Annotated in this window: 16 protein-coding genes; 8 read left to right on the top strand and 8 right to left on the bottom strand. The window is 71.8% G+C overall.

What is annotated here, in order from left to right:
- Positions 1 to 36: 36 nt before the first annotated feature.
- The 4 genes from FPT20_RS00470 (at position 37) to lysA (ending at position 5,346) form a co-directional block, all read left to right on the top strand.
- Complete coding sequence (locus FPT20_RS00470; RefSeq protein ID WP_158861730.1) at positions 37 to 1,584, top strand: aminotransferase class I/II-fold pyridoxal phosphate-dependent enzyme; 1,548 nt, start codon at positions 37 to 39, stop codon at positions 1,582 to 1,584.
- 74 nt (positions 1,585 to 1,658) lie between these two features.
- Positions 1,659 to 3,152: an amino acid permease gene (locus tag FPT20_RS00475; protein WP_158861731.1), complete on the top strand. Its 1,494-nt coding sequence runs from the start codon at positions 1,659 to 1,661 to the stop codon at positions 3,150 to 3,152.
- Complete coding sequence (locus FPT20_RS00480; protein WP_233265327.1) at positions 3,149 to 4,060, top strand: universal stress protein; 912 nt, start codon at positions 3,149 to 3,151, stop codon at positions 4,058 to 4,060. The genes FPT20_RS00475 and FPT20_RS00480 overlap by 4 nt, the downstream gene beginning before the upstream one ends.
- A gap of 26 nt (positions 4,061 to 4,086) precedes the next feature.
- Positions 4,087 to 5,346 (top strand): diaminopimelate decarboxylase, encoded by a 1,260-nt coding sequence (lysA, locus tag FPT20_RS00485; protein WP_158861732.1) that lies wholly within the window; start codon positions 4,087 to 4,089, stop codon positions 5,344 to 5,346.
- Positions 5,347 to 5,368: 22 nt separating this feature from the next.
- On the opposite strand, the gene FPT20_RS00490 is transcribed toward lysA, so the two are convergent.
- The gene (locus tag FPT20_RS00490) at positions 5,369 to 5,650 is read right to left on the bottom strand and encodes a DUF4287 domain-containing protein (protein ID WP_158867685.1); all 282 of its coding nucleotides are present in this window, start codon (positions 5,648 to 5,650) and stop codon (positions 5,369 to 5,371) included.
- Between FPT20_RS00490 and FPT20_RS18095 the strand changes: the two genes are divergently transcribed.
- The 3 genes from FPT20_RS18095 (at position 5,650) to pntB (ending at position 8,970) form a co-directional block, all read left to right on the top strand.
- Complete coding sequence (locus tag FPT20_RS18095; RefSeq protein ID WP_267902688.1) at positions 5,650 to 5,895, top strand: TetR/AcrR family transcriptional regulator C-terminal domain-containing protein; 246 nt, start codon at positions 5,650 to 5,652, stop codon at positions 5,893 to 5,895. The two genes, FPT20_RS00490 and FPT20_RS18095, sit on opposite strands and share 1 nt — an antisense overlap.
- 103 nt (positions 5,896 to 5,998) lie before the next feature.
- Positions 5,999 to 7,549 (top strand): Re/Si-specific NAD(P)(+) transhydrogenase subunit alpha, encoded by a 1,551-nt coding sequence (locus FPT20_RS00500; RefSeq protein WP_158861734.1) that lies wholly within the window; start codon positions 5,999 to 6,001, stop codon positions 7,547 to 7,549.
- Positions 7,546 to 8,970 carry a Re/Si-specific NAD(P)(+) transhydrogenase subunit beta gene (pntB, locus tag FPT20_RS00505; protein ID WP_158861735.1) on the top strand — a complete coding sequence of 475 codons (1,425 nt, stop codon included), beginning with the start codon at positions 7,546 to 7,548 and terminating at the stop codon, positions 8,968 to 8,970. Before FPT20_RS00500 ends, pntB begins: the two co-directional genes overlap by 4 nt.
- 21 nt (positions 8,971 to 8,991) lie before the next feature.
- Here pntB and FPT20_RS00510 read toward each other — a convergent pair whose 3' ends face one another.
- From FPT20_RS00510 to FPT20_RS00520, 3 genes are read right to left on the bottom strand one after another with little or no spacing between them, the layout of a single operon-like run.
- A complete protein-coding gene (locus FPT20_RS00510; RefSeq protein ID WP_158867687.1) occupies positions 8,992 to 10,245 on the bottom strand; it encodes a phosphatidylserine decarboxylase family protein in 1,254 nt (417 codons plus the stop codon).
- A 57-nt stretch (positions 10,246 to 10,302) separates the two neighbouring features.
- Positions 10,303 to 11,046 carry an SDR family oxidoreductase gene (locus tag FPT20_RS00515; protein ID WP_158861736.1) on the bottom strand — a complete coding sequence of 248 codons (744 nt, stop codon included), beginning with the start codon at positions 11,044 to 11,046 and terminating at the stop codon, positions 10,303 to 10,305.
- A 19-nt stretch (positions 11,047 to 11,065) separates the two neighbouring features.
- Positions 11,066 to 11,389 (bottom strand): hypothetical protein, encoded by a 324-nt coding sequence (locus tag FPT20_RS00520; protein ID WP_158861737.1) that lies wholly within the window; start codon positions 11,387 to 11,389, stop codon positions 11,066 to 11,068.
- A 183-nt stretch (positions 11,390 to 11,572) separates the two neighbouring features.
- Here FPT20_RS00520 and FPT20_RS00525 point away from each other — a divergent pair, with 183 nt between their 5' ends.
- Entirely contained in the window at positions 11,573 to 11,782 is a 210-nt protein-coding gene (locus tag FPT20_RS00525; RefSeq protein WP_158861738.1) for a hypothetical protein, read from the top strand.
- Positions 11,783 to 11,816: 34 nt separating this feature from the next.
- Here FPT20_RS00525 and FPT20_RS00530 read toward each other — a convergent pair whose 3' ends face one another.
- The 4 genes from FPT20_RS00530 to FPT20_RS00545 are packed head-to-tail and all read right to left on the bottom strand — an operon-like array spanning position 11,817 to position 16,898.
- On the bottom strand, positions 11,817 to 12,653 hold the full coding sequence (locus tag FPT20_RS00530; RefSeq protein ID WP_158861739.1) for a DUF6671 family protein: 837 nt from the start codon (positions 12,651 to 12,653) through the stop codon (positions 11,817 to 11,819).
- Complete coding sequence (locus FPT20_RS00535) at positions 12,650 to 12,967, bottom strand: P-II family nitrogen regulator (protein WP_233265328.1); 318 nt, start codon at positions 12,965 to 12,967, stop codon at positions 12,650 to 12,652. Before FPT20_RS00535 ends, FPT20_RS00530 begins: the two co-directional genes overlap by 4 nt.
- Entirely contained in the window at positions 12,964 to 15,375 is a 2,412-nt protein-coding gene (locus FPT20_RS00540; RefSeq protein ID WP_158861740.1) for a DUF2309 domain-containing protein, read from the bottom strand. Before FPT20_RS00540 ends, FPT20_RS00535 begins: the two co-directional genes overlap by 4 nt.
- Positions 15,372 to 16,898, bottom strand: coding sequence for a proton-conducting transporter transmembrane domain-containing protein (locus FPT20_RS00545; RefSeq protein ID WP_158861741.1), 1,527 nt, complete (start codon positions 16,896 to 16,898; stop codon positions 15,372 to 15,374). Before FPT20_RS00545 ends, FPT20_RS00540 begins: the two co-directional genes overlap by 4 nt.
- Positions 16,899 to 16,972 lie beyond the last annotated feature (74 nt).

The following is a 16,972-nucleotide window of genomic DNA, read 5'->3' on the forward strand; positions in this document are numbered from 1 at the left end:
ATTCTGACCGCGGAGCGCGACCCGCACCATGGAGGGATGGCACCCTCGCATCCCTCAGCGATCGACCGCTCGCGTCCGCTGCCGTCCGCCGCGGACCTCCGCCACTGGGAGACGCCGTACGCCGACGCTCTGGAGCGTCACGCCGCGCGCGGGCCCCTCGCGCTGATGGTGCCGGGACACGGAGGCGACGAGCTGGGTCTCTCCGCACGGCTGGCGGACTTCCTCGGGTCGCGTCCGCTGGAGCTCGACGTCCCGATGCTGATCGACGACATCGACCTCGGCGAGGACTCGCCGCTGAGGCGCTCCCTCGACCTCGCGGCGGACGCGTGGGGTGCGCGTCGCACCTGGTTCCTCACCGGAGGCGCGTCCCAGGCCAACCGGGTAGCCGCGCTGGCGGTGCGCGGGCTCGGCGAGAACATCCTGTCGCAGCGCAGCGCGCACTCCAGCTTCAGCGATGGCGTGCTCTCGGCGGGTCTGGTGCCCTCGTTCGTGCTGCCCTCCATCGACACGGACCACGGCGTGGCGCACGGCGTGTCGCCCGCCGCGCTCGACGACGCGCTGACCGCGGCGGCGAGCAGCGGACGTCCGGCGGACGCGGTCTACATCGTCTCGCCGAGCTACTTCGGCGCCGTCGCCGATGTCGCCGCTCTCGCGCAGGTGGCGCACGCCCAGGGCGCTCCGCTGATCGTCGACGGCGCGTGGGGGCCGCACTTCGGGTTCCACCCCGGCCTCCCGGAGTCGCCAGCGCGGCTCGGCGCGGATCTCGTGGTCTCGAGCACCCACAAGCTGGGAGGCTCGCTCACGCAGTCCGCCATGCTGCACCTCGGCCACGGCCCGTTCGCCGCTGCGCTCGAACCGCTCGTCGAACGGGCCGTCTCGATCACCGCCTCCACCTCGACGTCCGCGCTCCTGCTCGCCTCGCTCGATATCGCCCGGCACTCGCTCGCGACCGGCGCGGAGCTGATCGGCCGGTCGATCGCGGTCGCCGACGCGTTCCGGGAGGCGCTGCGCAGCGACCCGCGATTCGGCGTGCTCAGCGACGGGTTCGGCGCGTTCGGCGACATCGTCGCCGTCGATCCGCTGCGCGTGGCGATCGACGTGTCGGGGACCGGGGTCAGCGGCCACTGGCTGCGTCAGCGCCTCATCGACGCCGACAGGATCTTCTTCGAGATGTCGACCGCGACCTCCCTCGTCGCTCTCATCGGCGCGGGCAAGACCCCGGATCTCGGGCGGGCGCACCGGGCGCTTGCGGCGGCGGTCGACTCGGAGGAGGCACACGCCGAGCGAGCGGAGACGGCCGCCCACGAGTTCCCCGCGCTGCCCGAGTCGGGCGCGCTGCGCATGCTGCCCCGTGACGCCTTCTTCGCCGACACCGAGCTCGTGCCCGCGGCCGAGGCCGTGGGCCGGATCTCCGCCGACACCCTCGCCGCCTACCCGCCGGGGATCCCGAACCTCATCCCCGGCGAGGAGATCACGGCGCCGACCGTGGCCTTCCTTCAAGCGGTCGCCGCCTCCCCGTCGGGTTTCGTGCGCGGCGCGGTCGATCATAGAGTCGAGCGGTTCCGGGTGACCCGTCCGGACTGAGCCGGCACGAGGACAGCGACGCCGGCCCCACACCCGATCGGAGACGGCGACCCCACCAATCAAAGGAGACTGGTATGCCCACCATCGCTCAGCAGCTGCTGCGCCGAAAGCCCACGACGCCTCCCGGGACCGAGGAGGTGCACCTGAGACGCAGCATCGGCCTCTTCTCGCTGACCATGATCGGCGTGGGAGGGACGCTCGGCACGGGGATCTTCTTCATCCTGTCCCAGGCCGTCCCGGTCGCCGGGCCGGCGGTGATCTGGTCGTTCGTCATCGGAGGCGTGGTCGCCGGGCTCACGGCTCTGTGCTACGCCGAGATGGCGGGCGCGGTCCCGGCCTCCGGGTCGACCTACTCGTACGCGTACGCGACGCTCGGGGAGGGCACCGCGATGGCGGTCGGAGCGTGCCTGCTGCTCGAATACGGCGTCTCGACGGCAGCGGTCGCCGTGGGGTGGTCCCAGTACGTGAACCAGCTGCTCCAGAACCTCCTCGGCTGGCAGCTCCCGGTGCAGCTCTCCCAGGCTCCGGAGCAGGGAGGCATCGTCAACATCCCCGCGGTGATCGTCATCGTGCTGTGCTCGCTGCTGCTCCTGCGCGGCGCGCGCGAGTCGACCACGGTGAACAGCATCATGGTGGTCATCAAGATCGCCGTCGTGCTGTTCTTCTGCGCCGTCGCCTTCACGGGGTGGAACGCCGACCACTTCCACAACTTCGCGCCAGCCGGTTTCGCCGGCATCGTCGGCGGCGCGGGGATCATCTTCTTCTCGTTCGTCGGCCTCGACTCCGTGTCGACGGCCGGCGAGGAGGCGAAGAACCCGAAGCGGAACCTTCCGCTGGCGATCATCTTCGCGCTGCTGATCATCGTCGTGCTGTACGTGCTCACGAGCCTCGCGGCCCTCGGCGCCCAGGCCCCGGAGAAGTTCGCGAACCAGGATGCGGGACTCGCCGCGATCCTCCAGCACATCATCGGCGCGACCTGGCCGGGGACCATCGTGGCGATCGGGGCGATCATCTCGATCTTCTCGGTGACGCTGGTCGTGCTCTACGGGCAGACGCGCATCCTGTTCGCCATGTCGCGCGACGGGATGATCCCGCCCGTGTTCGCGAAGGTCGACCCGCGCTCGATGACGCCGGTGCAGAACACGGTCATCGTCATGATCGCCACGAGCATCCTCGCCGCCGTCGTGCCGATCGACTTCCTCGCCGAGATGACGAGCATCGGCACGCTCGTGGCCTTCCTCGTGGTGTCGCTCGGTGTCATCATCCTGCGCGTGCGCGAGCCGGAACTGGAGCGCGGCTTCCGCCTCCCGCTCGGCTGGACCATCCCCCTCCTGTCGATCGCGGGCTGCATCGCGATCATTACGCAGCTGCGGCTGATCACGATCATCGTGTTCCTGATCTGGACGGCCGCCTTCCTGGTCTTCTACTGGTTCTACGGGCGCAAGCACTCCAGGCTCCAGGTGGGGCAGCCGGTCGTCGAAGAGGCTCCCTACACGAGCAACGTCGCGCAGCCGAGCAAGAGCGAGATCCGCGAGGCGGCCGAGCGCCGGAAGGCGGGCCGGAGATGAGCATCGTCGTCGGGGTGGACCCCGCGCACCGCTCGGCCTCGGCGCTGCATCTCGCCGCGATGCTCGCGCGGTCGTCCGGCACCGGCCTGCTCGTCGCCGCCGTCGTCCCTCCCGCCTGGCCGACGACGGCGGGAGGCGCGGACGCCGAGTGGCGCCGCTACACCCGGGACAACGCGGACAGTGCGCTCGACCACGCTGCCGCGGTGCTCGGCACCTCGGTCGCGGCGGAATACGTCCTGCACGAGGCCCCGTCGGCCCGGCGCGGTCTGGTCGGGCTCGCCGAGGAGCGGGAGGCGGCGCTGATCGTCGTGGGCTCGGCGACCGACGGGCCGATCGGGCGCATCGCGCTCGGGGCCGAGAGCGACACGCTCCTCCACGCCTCACCGGTTCCCGTCGCGATCGCACCGCGGGGCTACCGGACGCAGCAGGGCTCGCGTGTCAGCCGCGTCACCGCGGCCTACCGGGGGACCGGCGCTTCGGCCGGTCTCGTGCTCGGCGCGGCCGCGGTCGCTGCGTCCGTCGGGGCTGAGCTGCGCATCGCCTCCTTCGCCGTCGTACCGCCCGACTCGGGCACATCGGGCGCCGGGCTCGACGCCGAGCAGGCCATCGCGGACACCTGGGCTGCGGACGTCGAGCGGCACGCGGCATCGGTGGTGCGCCGGGTGTCGGAGCTCGACGACGCTCCCGCCGTAGCGGGCGTCGCGATCGGGATGGGCGAGACGTGGGAGTCGGCCATGGCGGACGTCGCGTGGGAACCGGACGAGGTACTCGTCGTCGGCTCGAGCACGCTCGGCCCGATCGCACGCGTGTTCCTCGGCTCCCACGCCGCCAAGATCGTCCGCCACTCGCCCGTGCCGGTCGTCGTCGTCCCGCACGGCGTCGCCGCCCGGGAATCAGGCGCCGCCTGATCCGCTTCCGACCGAAGGACTCAGCCATGCCGCACCCCATCCTCGACCTCTTCCCGGCCGGGACTGTCGTCGACCGCGACGGCACCCTGGTGATCGCCGGCTGCCGGGTCGACGACCTCGCCCGGGAGTTCGGCACTCCCGCGATCGTCGTCGACGAAGGCTTCCTCCGGGCGCGTGCGCGCGAGTACCGCACCGCCCTCACGTCGCGCCGGCCGAACGCGCGCGTGGTCTTCGCCTCGAAGGCCTTCCCGGCGACCGCGGTGCAGCGTCTGATGGTGGAGGAGGGGCTCGGCCTGGACGTCGCGGGCGGCGGCGAGCTGCTCGGCGCGCTGCGCGCGGGCGTGGACCCGGCGCTCGTCGTCATGCACGGCAACGCCAAGACGACCGAGGAGCTGCGGATCGCGGTGGAGGCCGGGATCGGGCTCGTCGTGGTGGACAACGCGGACGATGTCGATCGGCTCGAGCAGCTGGTCGCGCCCGGGAAGGTCCAGGGCGTGCTCGTCCGCGTGGTCCCCGAGGTCGCGTCGTCGACGCACCCGCACGTGCAGACCGGGCAGGTGGGGTCGAAGTTCGGGCTGACCGCCGCGGCCGCGCGCCTCCTCATCGCCCGCATCGAGGCGAGCCCGCTGCTCGACATGCGTGGCGTGCACGCGCATGTCGGGTCGCAGATCATGGACGCCGCGGAGCTCGCCGCGGCCGTCGCGCCGCTCGCGGCACTCGGCGCCTTCCCGGTCTACGACCTGGGAGGCGGCCTCGGCGCCCGGTACACCTACGAGGACCGGCCGGCGTCGGTCGACGAGTACGTGGAGGCGCTGCTCGCGGCCGCCCGGGAGCATCTGCCCGCCGACGCCGAACTCATCATCGAGCCCGGCCGCAGCATGGTGAACGGGTCGGCGCTCACCCTCTACACGGTCACCACCGTCAAACGGGACGCCCGCACCTTCGTCGCCGTCGACGGCGGCATGGGCGACAACCTCGAGGTGGCGATGTACGGCCAGCGGTACGAGGCCGTGCTGGCCTGCCGCATGCACGACGAGGACGCCGAGGATGCGGTGGTCGTCGGCCGGCACTGCGAGTCGGGCGACGTGCTCATCGACCCGCTGCGCCTCCCCGCCGCGCGGGTCGGAGACCTCCTCGCCGTGCCGGCGACCGGGGCGTACACGCACACCATGGCGAACAACTACAACGGGTACCGGCGACCGCCCGTGGTCTTCGCGCACGACGGTGCGGCTCGGGCCGTCATCCGGCGGGAGACGTGGGAGGACCTGTTCGCCCGGGACGTGTGAGCACCTTCATCCGATCGCGACATCAGGCGGGCTTCGTCGCCACGCCGTCGAGCCAGAGGGTCTCGGACTCGTCCCGGTGGACGCCGTCGGTTCCGACGTGTTTGATGCTGATGGTCGGTCCCTTCTGGATCACATGGACCAGGGCCATGCCGTGCCCGCGGCCGAGCTCGTAGTCGTCCTTCAACCACGCGAGGATCGCGCCCGCCTTCGTCCCCGGGGCGTCGAGGCCCTTCTCATGCGCTATCCCGACGAGCTGACGCGGCGTCAGACCGGTCTTCTTTTTTCGGACCTCGGAGCCCTGTATTGGGAGCGCGGCTTCCTCCGCATGCTCGACTCCGTCGCGCGCTGTCTCTCGATCCTCGACCAGCGCGGATTGCTCCGCGTCCCCGACCCGGGCTGGCCGCGCAGCAGTTCGCCGGGATGCTGCTGTGGATCCCGAGCAACCGGGCGATGTTCGCCGTGACGGCGAAGCCCGTCGACGAGAGCGACCTGGCCCCCGTGATCGACGCCGGGGTCGCGGCCTTCCTGCGCGCGTACGGCAGCGGCTAGCGCGGAGCTTCGAACTCCTCACGATGCGGGGGAGAAGAGATACGTTTCTCTCAGGCACTGGCGCCGCCCGCCCGGCGCGCCTCCACTGAGCGGAAGGTGATCGATGGCTCGCATCGGCATCGTCGCCGAGCCACCCGGCGAGAACCGGGTCGCGGCGACTCCCACGACCGTCCCGCGACTGGTCGAACTCGGCTACCAGGTGGTGGTGGAGGCGGGGGCCGGGGAGCGCTCCTCCTTCTCGGATGCCGCGTACGCGCAGGCGGGGGCGACCATCGTCGACGGCGCGCACGCGTGGGCGTCGCCGATCGTCCTCAAGGTGAATCCGCCGGCCCGGGCGGAGATCGACCGGCTCTCGGACGGGGCGGTGCTCGTCGCGATGCTCAGTCCCGCGCTGAGCCCGGACCTCCTCTCCGCCCTCGCCACGCGAGGCCTCACCGCCATCGCTCTCGACGCCGTGCCGCGGATCTCGCGGGCGCAGTCCATGGACGTGCTGAGCTCGATGGCGAACATCAGCGGCTACCGGGCCGTGATCGAGGCGGCGAACGAGTTCGGCCGGTTCTTCACGGGGCAGGTGACCGCGGCGGGCAAGGTGCCGCCCGCCACGGTGCTCGTCGCGGGCGCGGGGGTCGCCGGTCTGGCGGCGATCGGCGCCGCCTCCAGCCTGGGCGCGATCGTGCGGGCGACGGACCCGCGGCCCGAGGTCGCCGACCAGGTGGCATCCATCGGCGGCGAGTACCTCCCGGTCGTGGTACCGGAGGAGTCGGTTCAGGCATCGGCGGACGGATACGCCAAGGCGACGAGCGAGGCCTACGACCGCCGCGCCGCGGAGCTGTACTCCGAGCAGGCCGCCGACGTCGACATCATCATCACGACGGCGCTCATCCCGGGCCGGCCGGCACCGCGCCTGATCACGAAGGCCGATGTGGCGTCGATGCGCCCGGGGAGCGTGATCGTCGACATGGCCGCGGCCCAGGGCGGCAACGTGGAGGGATCGGTCGCCGGTGAGCGCGTCGTGACCGAGAACGGGGTCGTGATCCTCGGCTACACGGACCTGCCCGGCCGGTTGCCGCAGCAGGCGTCCCAGCTGTTCGCCAACAACCTGGTCAGCCTCCTGAAGCTGCTCACGCCCGAGAAGGACGGCACGCTGACGCTCGACTTCGACGATGTCGTGCAGCGCACCGCGACGGTGGTGCGCGATGGCGTGATCACGTGGCCGCCGCCTCCCGTCGCCGTCTCGGCGGCGCCCGCGCGCGCACTGCCGGAACCTGTGGAGGGGCCGCCCGCCGAACAGAAGACGGCGTCGCCGGTAAGACGCGCTGCTCTCGTGGCGCTCGGCATCGCCGCGTTGTTCGCCGTCTGCGCCTTCGCGCCTCCACCGCTTCCGCAGCACTTCCTCGTGCTGACCCTGGCCGTCGTCGTCGGCTTCTACGTGATCGGCAACGTGGCGCACGCGCTGCACACGCCGCTGATGAGCGTGACCAACGCGATCTCGGGCATCATCATCGTCGGCGCCATGGTTCAGCTCCTGGTGCCGAACCCGCTCGTGCAGGTGCTCGCCGCGATCGCGGTGCTGCTGGCCAGCATCAACATCTTCGGCGGGTTCGCCGTGACGAGGCGGATGCTCGCGATGTTCCAGAAGGGGCAGGCGCGATGACGGCGGCGGGCGCGATCGCGAATGCGGCCTACATCGCTGCCGCGCTCTTGTTCATCCTGAGCCTCGCCGGGTTGAGCAAGCACGAGACGAGCCGCCGCGGAATCGGCTTCGGGATCGCCGGCATGACGATCGCGCTCGTGGCGACGGTGGCCCTCGTCGTGTCGGGCGCGTGGGGCGAGCCGCAGACGGTCGCCGGGCTGCTCCTCCTCGTCGTCGCCGTGATCGTGGGTGCGGCGATCGGGCTCTGGCGGGCTCGCGTCGTCCGGATGACGGGCATGCCCGAGCTCATCGCGCTGCTGCACTCGTTCGTCGGCCTGGCCGCCGTGCTCGTCGGCTGGAACGGCGCCCTCTACGACGCCGGCGTCCCGTCTGCGCTGCAGGGCGTGCATCACGCGGAGGTGTTCGTCGGCGTCTTCATCGGCGCGGTGACGTTCACCGGGTCCATCGTCGCCTTCCTCAAGCTGTCGGCGCGGATGCCGTCGAGGCCGCTGATGCTGCCGGGCAAGAACCTCCTCAACGTCGGTGCGCTGGTCCTCTTCGTGATCCTGACCGTCTGGTACGTGGTCACCCCGCAGCTGTGGCTCCTCGTCGTCGTCACCCTCGTCGCGCTCGCGCTCGGCTGGCACCTGGTGGCCTCCATCGGGGGCGGCGACATGCCGGTCGTCATCTCGATGCTGAACAGCTACTCCGGCTGGGCGGCGGCCGCGGCCGGCTTCCTGCTCGACAACGATCTACTGATCGTCACGGGTGCTCTCGTCGGCTCCTCGGGCGCCTATCTCAGCTACATCATGTGCAAGGCGATGAACCGCTCCTTCCTCTCGGTCATCGCGGGCGGGTTCGGCATCGAGGCGCCGAAACCGAGCGACGACGTGCTCGGGGAGCATTCCGAGACCGACGCGAAGTCGGTCGCGGACGCGCTCGCCGATGCCTCCCGGGTGATCATCACCCCCGGGTACGGCATGGCTGTGGCGCAGGCGCAGCACGGCGTGGCCGAGCTCGCCCAGCGGCTCCGCGACCGCGGCGTCGACGTGCGGTTCGGCATCCACCCGGTGGCCGGGCGCCTGCCCGGGCACATGAACGTGCTCCTCGCCGAGGCGAAGGTGCCCTACGACATCGTGCTCGAGATGGACGAGATCAACGACGACTTCGCGGGGACCGACGTCGTCCTCGTCATCGGTGCGAACGACACCGTCAACCCGGCCGCGTCCGAGGACCCCGGGAGCCCGATCGCGGGCATGCCCGTACTGCGGGTGTGGGAGGCGCGACAGGTGGTCGTGTTCAAACGCTCGATGGCCTCCGGGTACGCGGGCGTGCCGAACCCGCTGTTCTACCGCGAGAACACCCGCATGCTCTTCGGCGACGCCCGCGAGAAGGTGGACGAGATCGTCTTCGAGCTGTCGCGCATCGAAGCGACGACGTGAGGACGGAACCGCTACCCTGCCTCACCCTCGCGGCGCCACCGCGAGCTTGGACCGCACCTTGATCACCGGCGGGGTCTCGGCGCTCATCTCCGGGAGGGCCGCCAGGGAGAACTCCTCGACGGCGCCCGGCCGGAACACCAGGCACTCCGTCGACCCGCCGAACTGGAAGCAGCCGAGCTCGTCGCCCTTCTCCACGTGGTGTCCGGGCACGATGTCCTCGCCGATCAGGCAGGACGACACCTCCACCATGCCGACCGGCACGACGGCCATCAGGCCGATCGCCGGGTTGTCGGCCTCGATGAGGATGATGGCGCGCGCCGCCACGTGGGCCAGATAGCCCTGCGAGACCTGCGCCTCCACCGCTTCGGCCCCCTCCGAGTCGGCCTCGGAGAAGTAGGTGCCCGGCTGGACGAAGGCGCGGACGATCGTGCCCGCGACGGGGCTGTGCCACCGGTGGTAGTTCAGGGCGCTGAGGAACCCCTGGTACACCGTGCCGCCGACGAACTGGTCGACCGATTCGTCGTCGGCGAGCATGTCCTGCAGCGAGTAGGGCTGGCTCTTGATCCAGAACTCGCTGTGGCGGGCCACCTCCCGGCTGATGCGGTAGGGGGTGGACTCGCAGGCGCTGACGATCACCGAGTCATCGTCGGGATCGGCGACGGGGCGGGCGCCGTCGGCGAGCCGGCGGGTGAAGAAGTCGTTCCAGGAGGTGAAGCCCCAGTGCGCGTCCTCCGGGTCGTGCTGGAACTGGTCGATGCCGACGACCTCACGGGCCTTCGGGGACATCCAGCCCTCGGGGGAGTCGTTGAGGACGTACAGGGAGGCGGGGCTGTTCAGGTACTCCGCCCACGCGTCGAGGACCTTCTTCAGGATCGCGTTGACCCGCGGGTCCCGGTAGGCGGCCATTCCCGACGGTGTGGCCATGGTCCAGTCGAGGATGCCCGTCAGCGGCGTGGTCACCATGGCGCCCTCGCTGAACTCGGGCGCCGTCGAGAGCACCTCGTCGATCAGGTGCAGCAGCTGACGGACGCTCGTGATGTGACGCTTGCTGTAGTGGCGCGTCTTCGGGACCTCCTCGATCATCCGCGTGAAGTACATGCGGATGATCCCGTCGCTCTCGACGAGGTCGGCGAACTCCTGGATCACCGGGTGCCGGAACGGCTCGTCCTCGTCGCCGAGACGGTCGATCCTCCCGTCCAGCCACTGCTCGAGCTCATCCTGCCCCTGGGGCAGCCAGCCGCCCTGCCGCTTCGGGTCCCGGTTCGTCGTTCGCATGCTCACGCGCACACCGTACGCCTCGGAACGACGGTCGCGGTCAGGCTGAACGGATCCTCACCAGGCGAGCGGCGCTCCGTCCCGGAAGAACCCTCCGGTCGGGCCGTCGTCCGGGAGGGTCGCCGCCCACACGACGCTTGCGGCCCCCTCGGCCAGCGGGCGGCCGCCTCCACCCATCTCGGTGTTCGTCCAGCCCGGGCAGACGGCGTTCACGAGGATGCGATCCGCGCGCAGCTCTCCCGCGAGCAGCCGGGTCAGGGCGTTGAGAGCCGCCTTCGAGATCGAGTAGGCCGGCAGGCCGCCGGTCATCCCGGCGATCGATCCGGCCTCGCTGCTGACGTTGACGATCCGGCCGTGCGCGCTGCGACGCAGCAGGGGGAGGAGCGCTTGGGTTGTCCGCCACGCGCCGAACAGATTGGTGTCGAGATCCGTGCGCGCCCGCCCGAGGTCGGCCGTCACAGCCGACTGGTCGGAGTCGTAGTCGATCGCCGCGTTGTTGACCAGGACGTCGAGACGGTCGTACCGCTCGCCGACCCAGCGGGCCATCGCCGCGACGCTGCCGTCATCGGCGACGTCGAGGGCGCACACGCTCACAGCGCTCGCCAGCTCGCCGAGCCTGTGAACGGCCTCCTCGCCCCGGCCGAGGTCGCGCGCACCCAGGATCACCCGGAATCCCCGCTCCGCCAGCGCCCGGACCACGCCGAAGCCGATCCCCCGGTTCGCGCCGGTGACGAGGGCGATCGGCGCGTCGTCGTTGGTCCGGCGCAGTGGCGAGGGCAGCGAAGGGTCCACGGGGGTCATGAGTCCATGATGCGCGGTCTCAGGCCGGCGCCGCTGTCGAGCCGCCCAGAGCGGGCGACAGGCTCTCGATGATGTCGGCCGCCGGAGAGGCTTGCGGCACGGCGTGCTCGTCGATGATCTCGACGATCCGCCGCTTCACGCGGCCGGGCTCGTCGGCGAAGCGAGCGGCCTCGGCCCAGAGCTCGGTCCAGATCCGCTCGAACGCCGGGTCGGCGGCGGCGCCCAGCCGGTCGACGCACAGACCGTAGATCTGGGCGCTCAGTGCGTCGTACAGGGACGCGAACGCGTCGCGGTCGCCCTGCGCCGCCCGGAGGAACAGGGAGCGCCACGTCTCGTTCGGCATCCCGACCCCCTCTGCGGCTGACATCACTACCACGATCCCGCACGGACGCAACAATTCGATGCCCCTTGTATTCGCTCCGAGAACGTGCCTCACCGGCGGCCCTGTCGGAGCGGAGAATGCGAGGCGCGGAGGCGGGACCTACGTCCCTCCCCGCCCCGGCTCCGATCGGCGGACCCTGAGCGCATGAGGACACGTGACGGCAAGCGCTCGAGAACCTTCGGGGACGACGACCGGGGACACCCCCGGTTCGCCCTGCTCGAGATGCTCCTCGTCTCCGCCGCGTGGTCGGTGCTGATGTTCGGCGTCGGCTGGGTGGCGCTCACCGCGACCGGGTCGCTCTTCGGGTCGGGAGTCGCTCAGCTCCTCCGCGTGTTCGGGGTCGTCAGCCCCTGATCGATCCGCCGTTGCGGTCCCCGCGCGGCCAGCGTCACGGGTTGCAGCTATCGCACCACTGCGGGTCGATGCTATGCGCGGGCCGCGGCACCGCCTCCCGGCGCGGGCACAACGCGCAGCCGTGGATGTCCGCGGAGATGGCGGCGGTCGGCTGCCCGCAGACGCTGCAGGGCAGTCCGCGCTGGACGTCCACGGCGCCGTAACCCGGGGTGCCGCAGTCGGGACAGTGCCGCCCGAGGCGGTTCGTCATCCGGTAGGACAGGTCGCGGATCACATCCCGGCGGGGTGGGTTGTTGTGCGCGCGGTAGTCAGCCTCGACACGGAGGCGGGGGCTTCGCCGCAGAAGGAGGCGGGCGATCGACTCCAGCTCGGACGCGGTCCGGATCCCCTTCCGGTGAACCGGCGGGTCGGCGTCGGTACTCAGCACCGCGGCCGTGGCGGGGAAGCCGAACCGTGTGGCGGCGCTCAACGCCTCCTCGGGGCTGGAGGCGGTCGCGGTCCCGTAGCCGGCGGTCGTGACGCGCGCGTTCTCGGTCACGGTGAGGCCGCTCTCGCGGTCGTGGAAGAGCAGCAGTTCGTGATGCAGGGTCAGGACCCCGAAGGTACTCGTGTAGGTCGCCTCGCTGGCGAGCCCGTACCGGGTTCCGGTGAGGACCATCCCCAGCTGCGCCTTCGCGAGCGCGGCCTGCCGCGGGCTCAGGGTGCGCGGGATGTCGCCGGTGAAGGTGCCGAAGCGGTCGGTGTCGATCCGCGCGGGTGCGATGACCCGGGCGCCGAGCTGGTCCGCGAACGCTTCGCGCGCCGCCTCCTCCTTGCCGTGCCGCGTGGCGAACACGATCGTCACGCCGCGGAACCCGGAGGGGGCGCTCACCGGAAGTACTCCGGCCGGGAGACCCGGGTGTCGGACACGAACATGACGCCGCTCCCGCCGCTCAGGAGGGTTCGGATCGCGTCGATGAGCGGCTCGGCCCGGTCGGGAGGGAGCACCGTGATCGTCATGCCGAGCGCGTCGTGATCGTTGAAGAGGTGGGGTCCGTTGTGGGCCCCGCCGTGGCCGACGCCGGAGACGCCCGACACGTTCGTGTAGCCGGTGGCGCCGGCCGACGCGATGAGTTCGCGGACGGCGGCGGTGGTGGCGGCCGGGGTGATGACCTCGATGCGCGTCATGGGGGTGAGCTCGGTCACGCGGGTTGTCCTTCCTCGGGGGTGAATCCGTATGGGGTGTAGCGGTGCCACACGTCGCCGGTCGTGGCGCGGGCGTGCAGGGTGATCCAGCCGCCGTCGAGCAGCCGGCGCAGGGTGTCCTCGGCCGAGACGATCCGGCCGATGCGGTCGAGCGGCGCCTGGATGAGGACGCTCAGCCGCAGGGGCTGGTGCAGGAGGCGGCTGCCGGCCGCCACGGACTGCCAGGGGAGACCGCTGCGCAGGTCGCCGAGGTGCCCGGCGAGCACCCCGATGTCTCCCACCGGGTTGTGCACCGTCTTGCTGCCTGCGCCGTAGCGATCGGGCAGCACCGTGGAGAAGTAGTACTGGGCGTTGATCCACTGGGCCACGATGAGCGGCGCGGTCATGATGTTCTCGAGCCCCGACCCGTCGGGGTCGGCGGCGGGGTCGTAGTCGTGCAGGAAGACCCGTCGCTGCAGGTCGGCGCCGCGACTGATCGATCGCGGGCCGATCAGCAGGGCGGCATTCCCGGCCAGCCCGAGCTCGGGGAACATCTCGGCCCAGTCGTTCGCCCGCGCGCGGACCGAGGACGGCCGCGAGCCGCGCCGGGCACCCGGCAGCGCCGCCGTCCGCTCCCGGGTGAGCCGGTCCGCGGCGCGCTCGGCCTCGCGCTCGAGGGCCGACACGCGCTCGCGGTGGGACGCGGGCACGAGGTGCGGGTCGAGAAGGGTCAGCCGGTCGGTGGTCGTGTCGTGCTCGGCGGCAGCGAACCAGGTGCTCTCGGGAATCCGGATGCCCCGCTCGGCCAGTCCGGCCCGGACCTCCGGGTCGTTGAACACCGCTGCCGCGGCGCGCGCGTTGACGCCGCCCGGGTTGCCGCCGCAGGCGCCGCAATCCAGAGCAGCCCGGTACAGGTTGTTCGTCGTCGTCGAGCGGTGCCCCACGAAGACCACGAGGGGGGCGAACGCCGTGAGGCCCGTCATCCGGCAGGCCGTCTCGGCGAGGGCGATCCGCTCCTCGAGGTCGAGGCGTTCGCAGATGTCGACCGTCGTGGCCACCGCGGCAGCGCCGTCGCGGCCGGTGCGCGCGGTGAGCGACCGCACGATCGCGGCGACGGGTGCCGCCCAGCCCGAGATCTCCGCCCAGCTGAAGGAGGCGATCGGCGTGGAGGCGACGGTCCGGCCGGCCGAGGCGCGGGCAGCGCGATCGCTCAGACGCCCGCCCTGGTGCCGCGCCTCCTCCCGGTCGACCGCCACCTCCCCGCTCGGGATGCCGGAGCTGAGCAGGGCCGGGAACTGTTCGCTCGTCACGGTCGAATTCAGCCCGGTGTGGAGGAGGGGGATGCCGAAGAACCCGGCCATGCCGAGAGTGCTGATCCCCGGGTCTTGCTCGAGCTGGCGCCGCATGCCCTCCGACCGCACGTCGATGCAGAACAGGAGCTGGGACTCCGGCTCCGCGGTCGACGGCGCGGCCGTCTCGAGGCGGCGGAGGAGATCCGACCGGTAGGCGCACTCGGCGGCGGTCTGCCACAAGAGCCTCCGCGTGGCCGGGTCGAGGGCGGCGACGACGTGGAACGACAGGGCGCGACCGGCCTGCGTCCCGAAGCAGTGGTCGCTCACGTCCGCCACCCAGGACGCGTCCGGTCGCCAGCCGGCGCTCTCCGGCGGGGGAGGGGCGCTCAGGTCGTGGCCGAGCGCGTCGAGGAGGGACAGGCGCATCGCCAGGTAGTCGGTGAGGGTCGCGTCGCCGGTGCGCGTCGCGCGCCAGGCGAGGTGTGCGGCCCACCCGGGGAGGCCGTCGAGCTGAGCGTCGAGCAGTCGATCGAGATCGTCGACGCCCCGGCCGTCCCAGCCGTTGCGGTGGAGGACGGTCGCGATGGCGTCGCCCGCGTCACGTGGAAGCGCTCGAAGCACCCGTCGCGCGGATCGCGGGAGGAGGCGGTCGCCCTCCGCCACGGCGAGGAAGCGCGCGAACAGGCCGTCGGCCCGCGGGGGCGCCCAGTACGGGTCGCCGTACAGCCGGCTCAGCAGGTGGGAGAGGTAGTCGTCGACGTCGCGGGCCTGCTCGTGCTCGCGCGAACCGCGATCGGGGTCGTCCGCCGGCGCGTGCAGCAACGCGCAGATCGCGATGTCGATCCCGGTCGCGGTGCGGTCACCGGCGGTGAGTGCTCCGATCGCCGCCACCTCGGGGAGGAGCATCCCGATGGCCGTCCGCAGGGCCGATGGCGGGATGGATCCCGTCTCGTACTCCCGGAGGTACGCCGCCTCCGCCCGGGTCGGGGCTCCGTGCGGGAGCTCGGCGAACGGCACGGCCACCGAACCGGCGAGCGGGTTCACGGCGATGAACGACCCCAGGGGCCAGACGGGTGCGATGGATCGAGCGGTCCGGGCGACGTGCGCACGGATCTCGGGAGCGGAGTAGAGGGTCATGCGAGCTCCTCGGAGGGGTGGAGGACGAAGGCGGGCTGCATCGTGGGGGCGGGACGCCGGCGGCCGCGCGCCCGGAGCGGCCGGAGCGGGGTCACCGCGATGCGGGAGAGCAGGGCATACACAGGGGAGGCGGTGGCGGGGCGAAGGCGCGGAGCGAGGCTGATGAGCGCCACCAGCGCCAACGGGAGGAGGAGGACCCACCCCGGTGCGACCCATCCGACCCCCGGGACGTCACTCGCGATGAGCGCGGAGAACGCGTGCACGGCCTCGACGTAGACTGCGGAACCCGCGGCGATGCCGGCGACGACGAGAGCCTTCTTGGCGGGCCCCCAGGCGGTGCGGGTCAGGAGTGCCTCGGCGAGGACGGCCGCAGCGATCCACCCGTACACGGCGAGCACGAGGCCGGAGGTGTCGGTTCCCGCGACAGCGGCCGTCAGGGCGATCGCCGCGCCCGGGACGCCGGCCGCCGTCAGCATCGCGCCGAGCCGGTGTCCGCGCGACGGGGTTCGCAGAGCATCGGGAGCACCGGCAGCCGCCCGGATCCGGTCGATCTGGCCGCCGGCGCCGAGGAAGAGCCGGGCCTTGTAGATGCCGTGACCGATGAGGTGGAACACCGCGGCGCCCCAGGCCCCGACGCCGAGGGTCATCACCATGAACCCCATCTGCGCGGCCGTCGAGGCGACGAGGCGCCCCTTCAGATCGCCGTTCAGGAGGTACCCGGCGGCTCCGGCCAGCATCGTGAACGACCCGCACGCGAGGAGCACGATCATCGCGGCGGGCACGGCGGTCAGCACGCCGGCGAAGCGCAGCGCCAGGAATGTCGCCGCATTCACCACGCCCGCGTGCATGATCGCCGAGACCGGCGTGGGCGCGGCGAGCGTGGCGGGCAACCAGCGATGGAACGGCGCCTGCGCCGACCGCGACAGAGCGGCGATCGCGACCAGGAGGGCCGCCGCCGCGCGCACGGGAACCGGCAGTCCGGTCACCGACCCGGCGAGTCGGGTCCACGGGATGTCGCCACCCGACCCCGCGGCCAGCAGCGCCACCGCCGCCCAGAGCGCCGCGTCGCCGACGAGGAGGGCGACGCCGGTCCGCACGATGCCCGACCGCGCCTGCCCGGAAGCCGGACCGCTCGCGAGCAGCGTCAGCAGTGCCGCGCCCGCGGCGGACCAGGCGACGGCGAACCACAGCACGCTCGGCGCGATCACCACGCCGACGGAGGCGCCCGTCAGCGCGTTCACCGCGCCCACGAACCTCCGCTGGCCCGGGTCGGCCCGGAGGTGGCGGACCGAGAACCACTGGACCCACACGCTCAGGCCGGCGATGAACGGCCACGCGATGACCGCGAACCAGGGCAGCGCCACGAGTCCGAGCGGGCGCCCGGCCAGCACGGCGGCACCGAGCATGGCGCCGAGCGCTGAGCTGACCACGCCGACGCGGGCGACGACAGCCCCCGGGATGCGCGGCGTCATCGCCAGGAGCATCGGCAGAACCCAGGACAGCAGACCCCAGGAGACCTCCATGAGCACCTCATTTCTCGAATTGTGATACGCGAGAACCATAACCGGAAATGGATGTCGTGTAAAGATTGTCCAGT

The sequence above is a fragment of the Leifsonia sp. AG29 genome, from assembly GCF_009765225.1.
Taxonomy (GTDB): Bacteria; Actinomycetota; Actinomycetes; order Actinomycetales; family Microbacteriaceae; genus Leifsonia.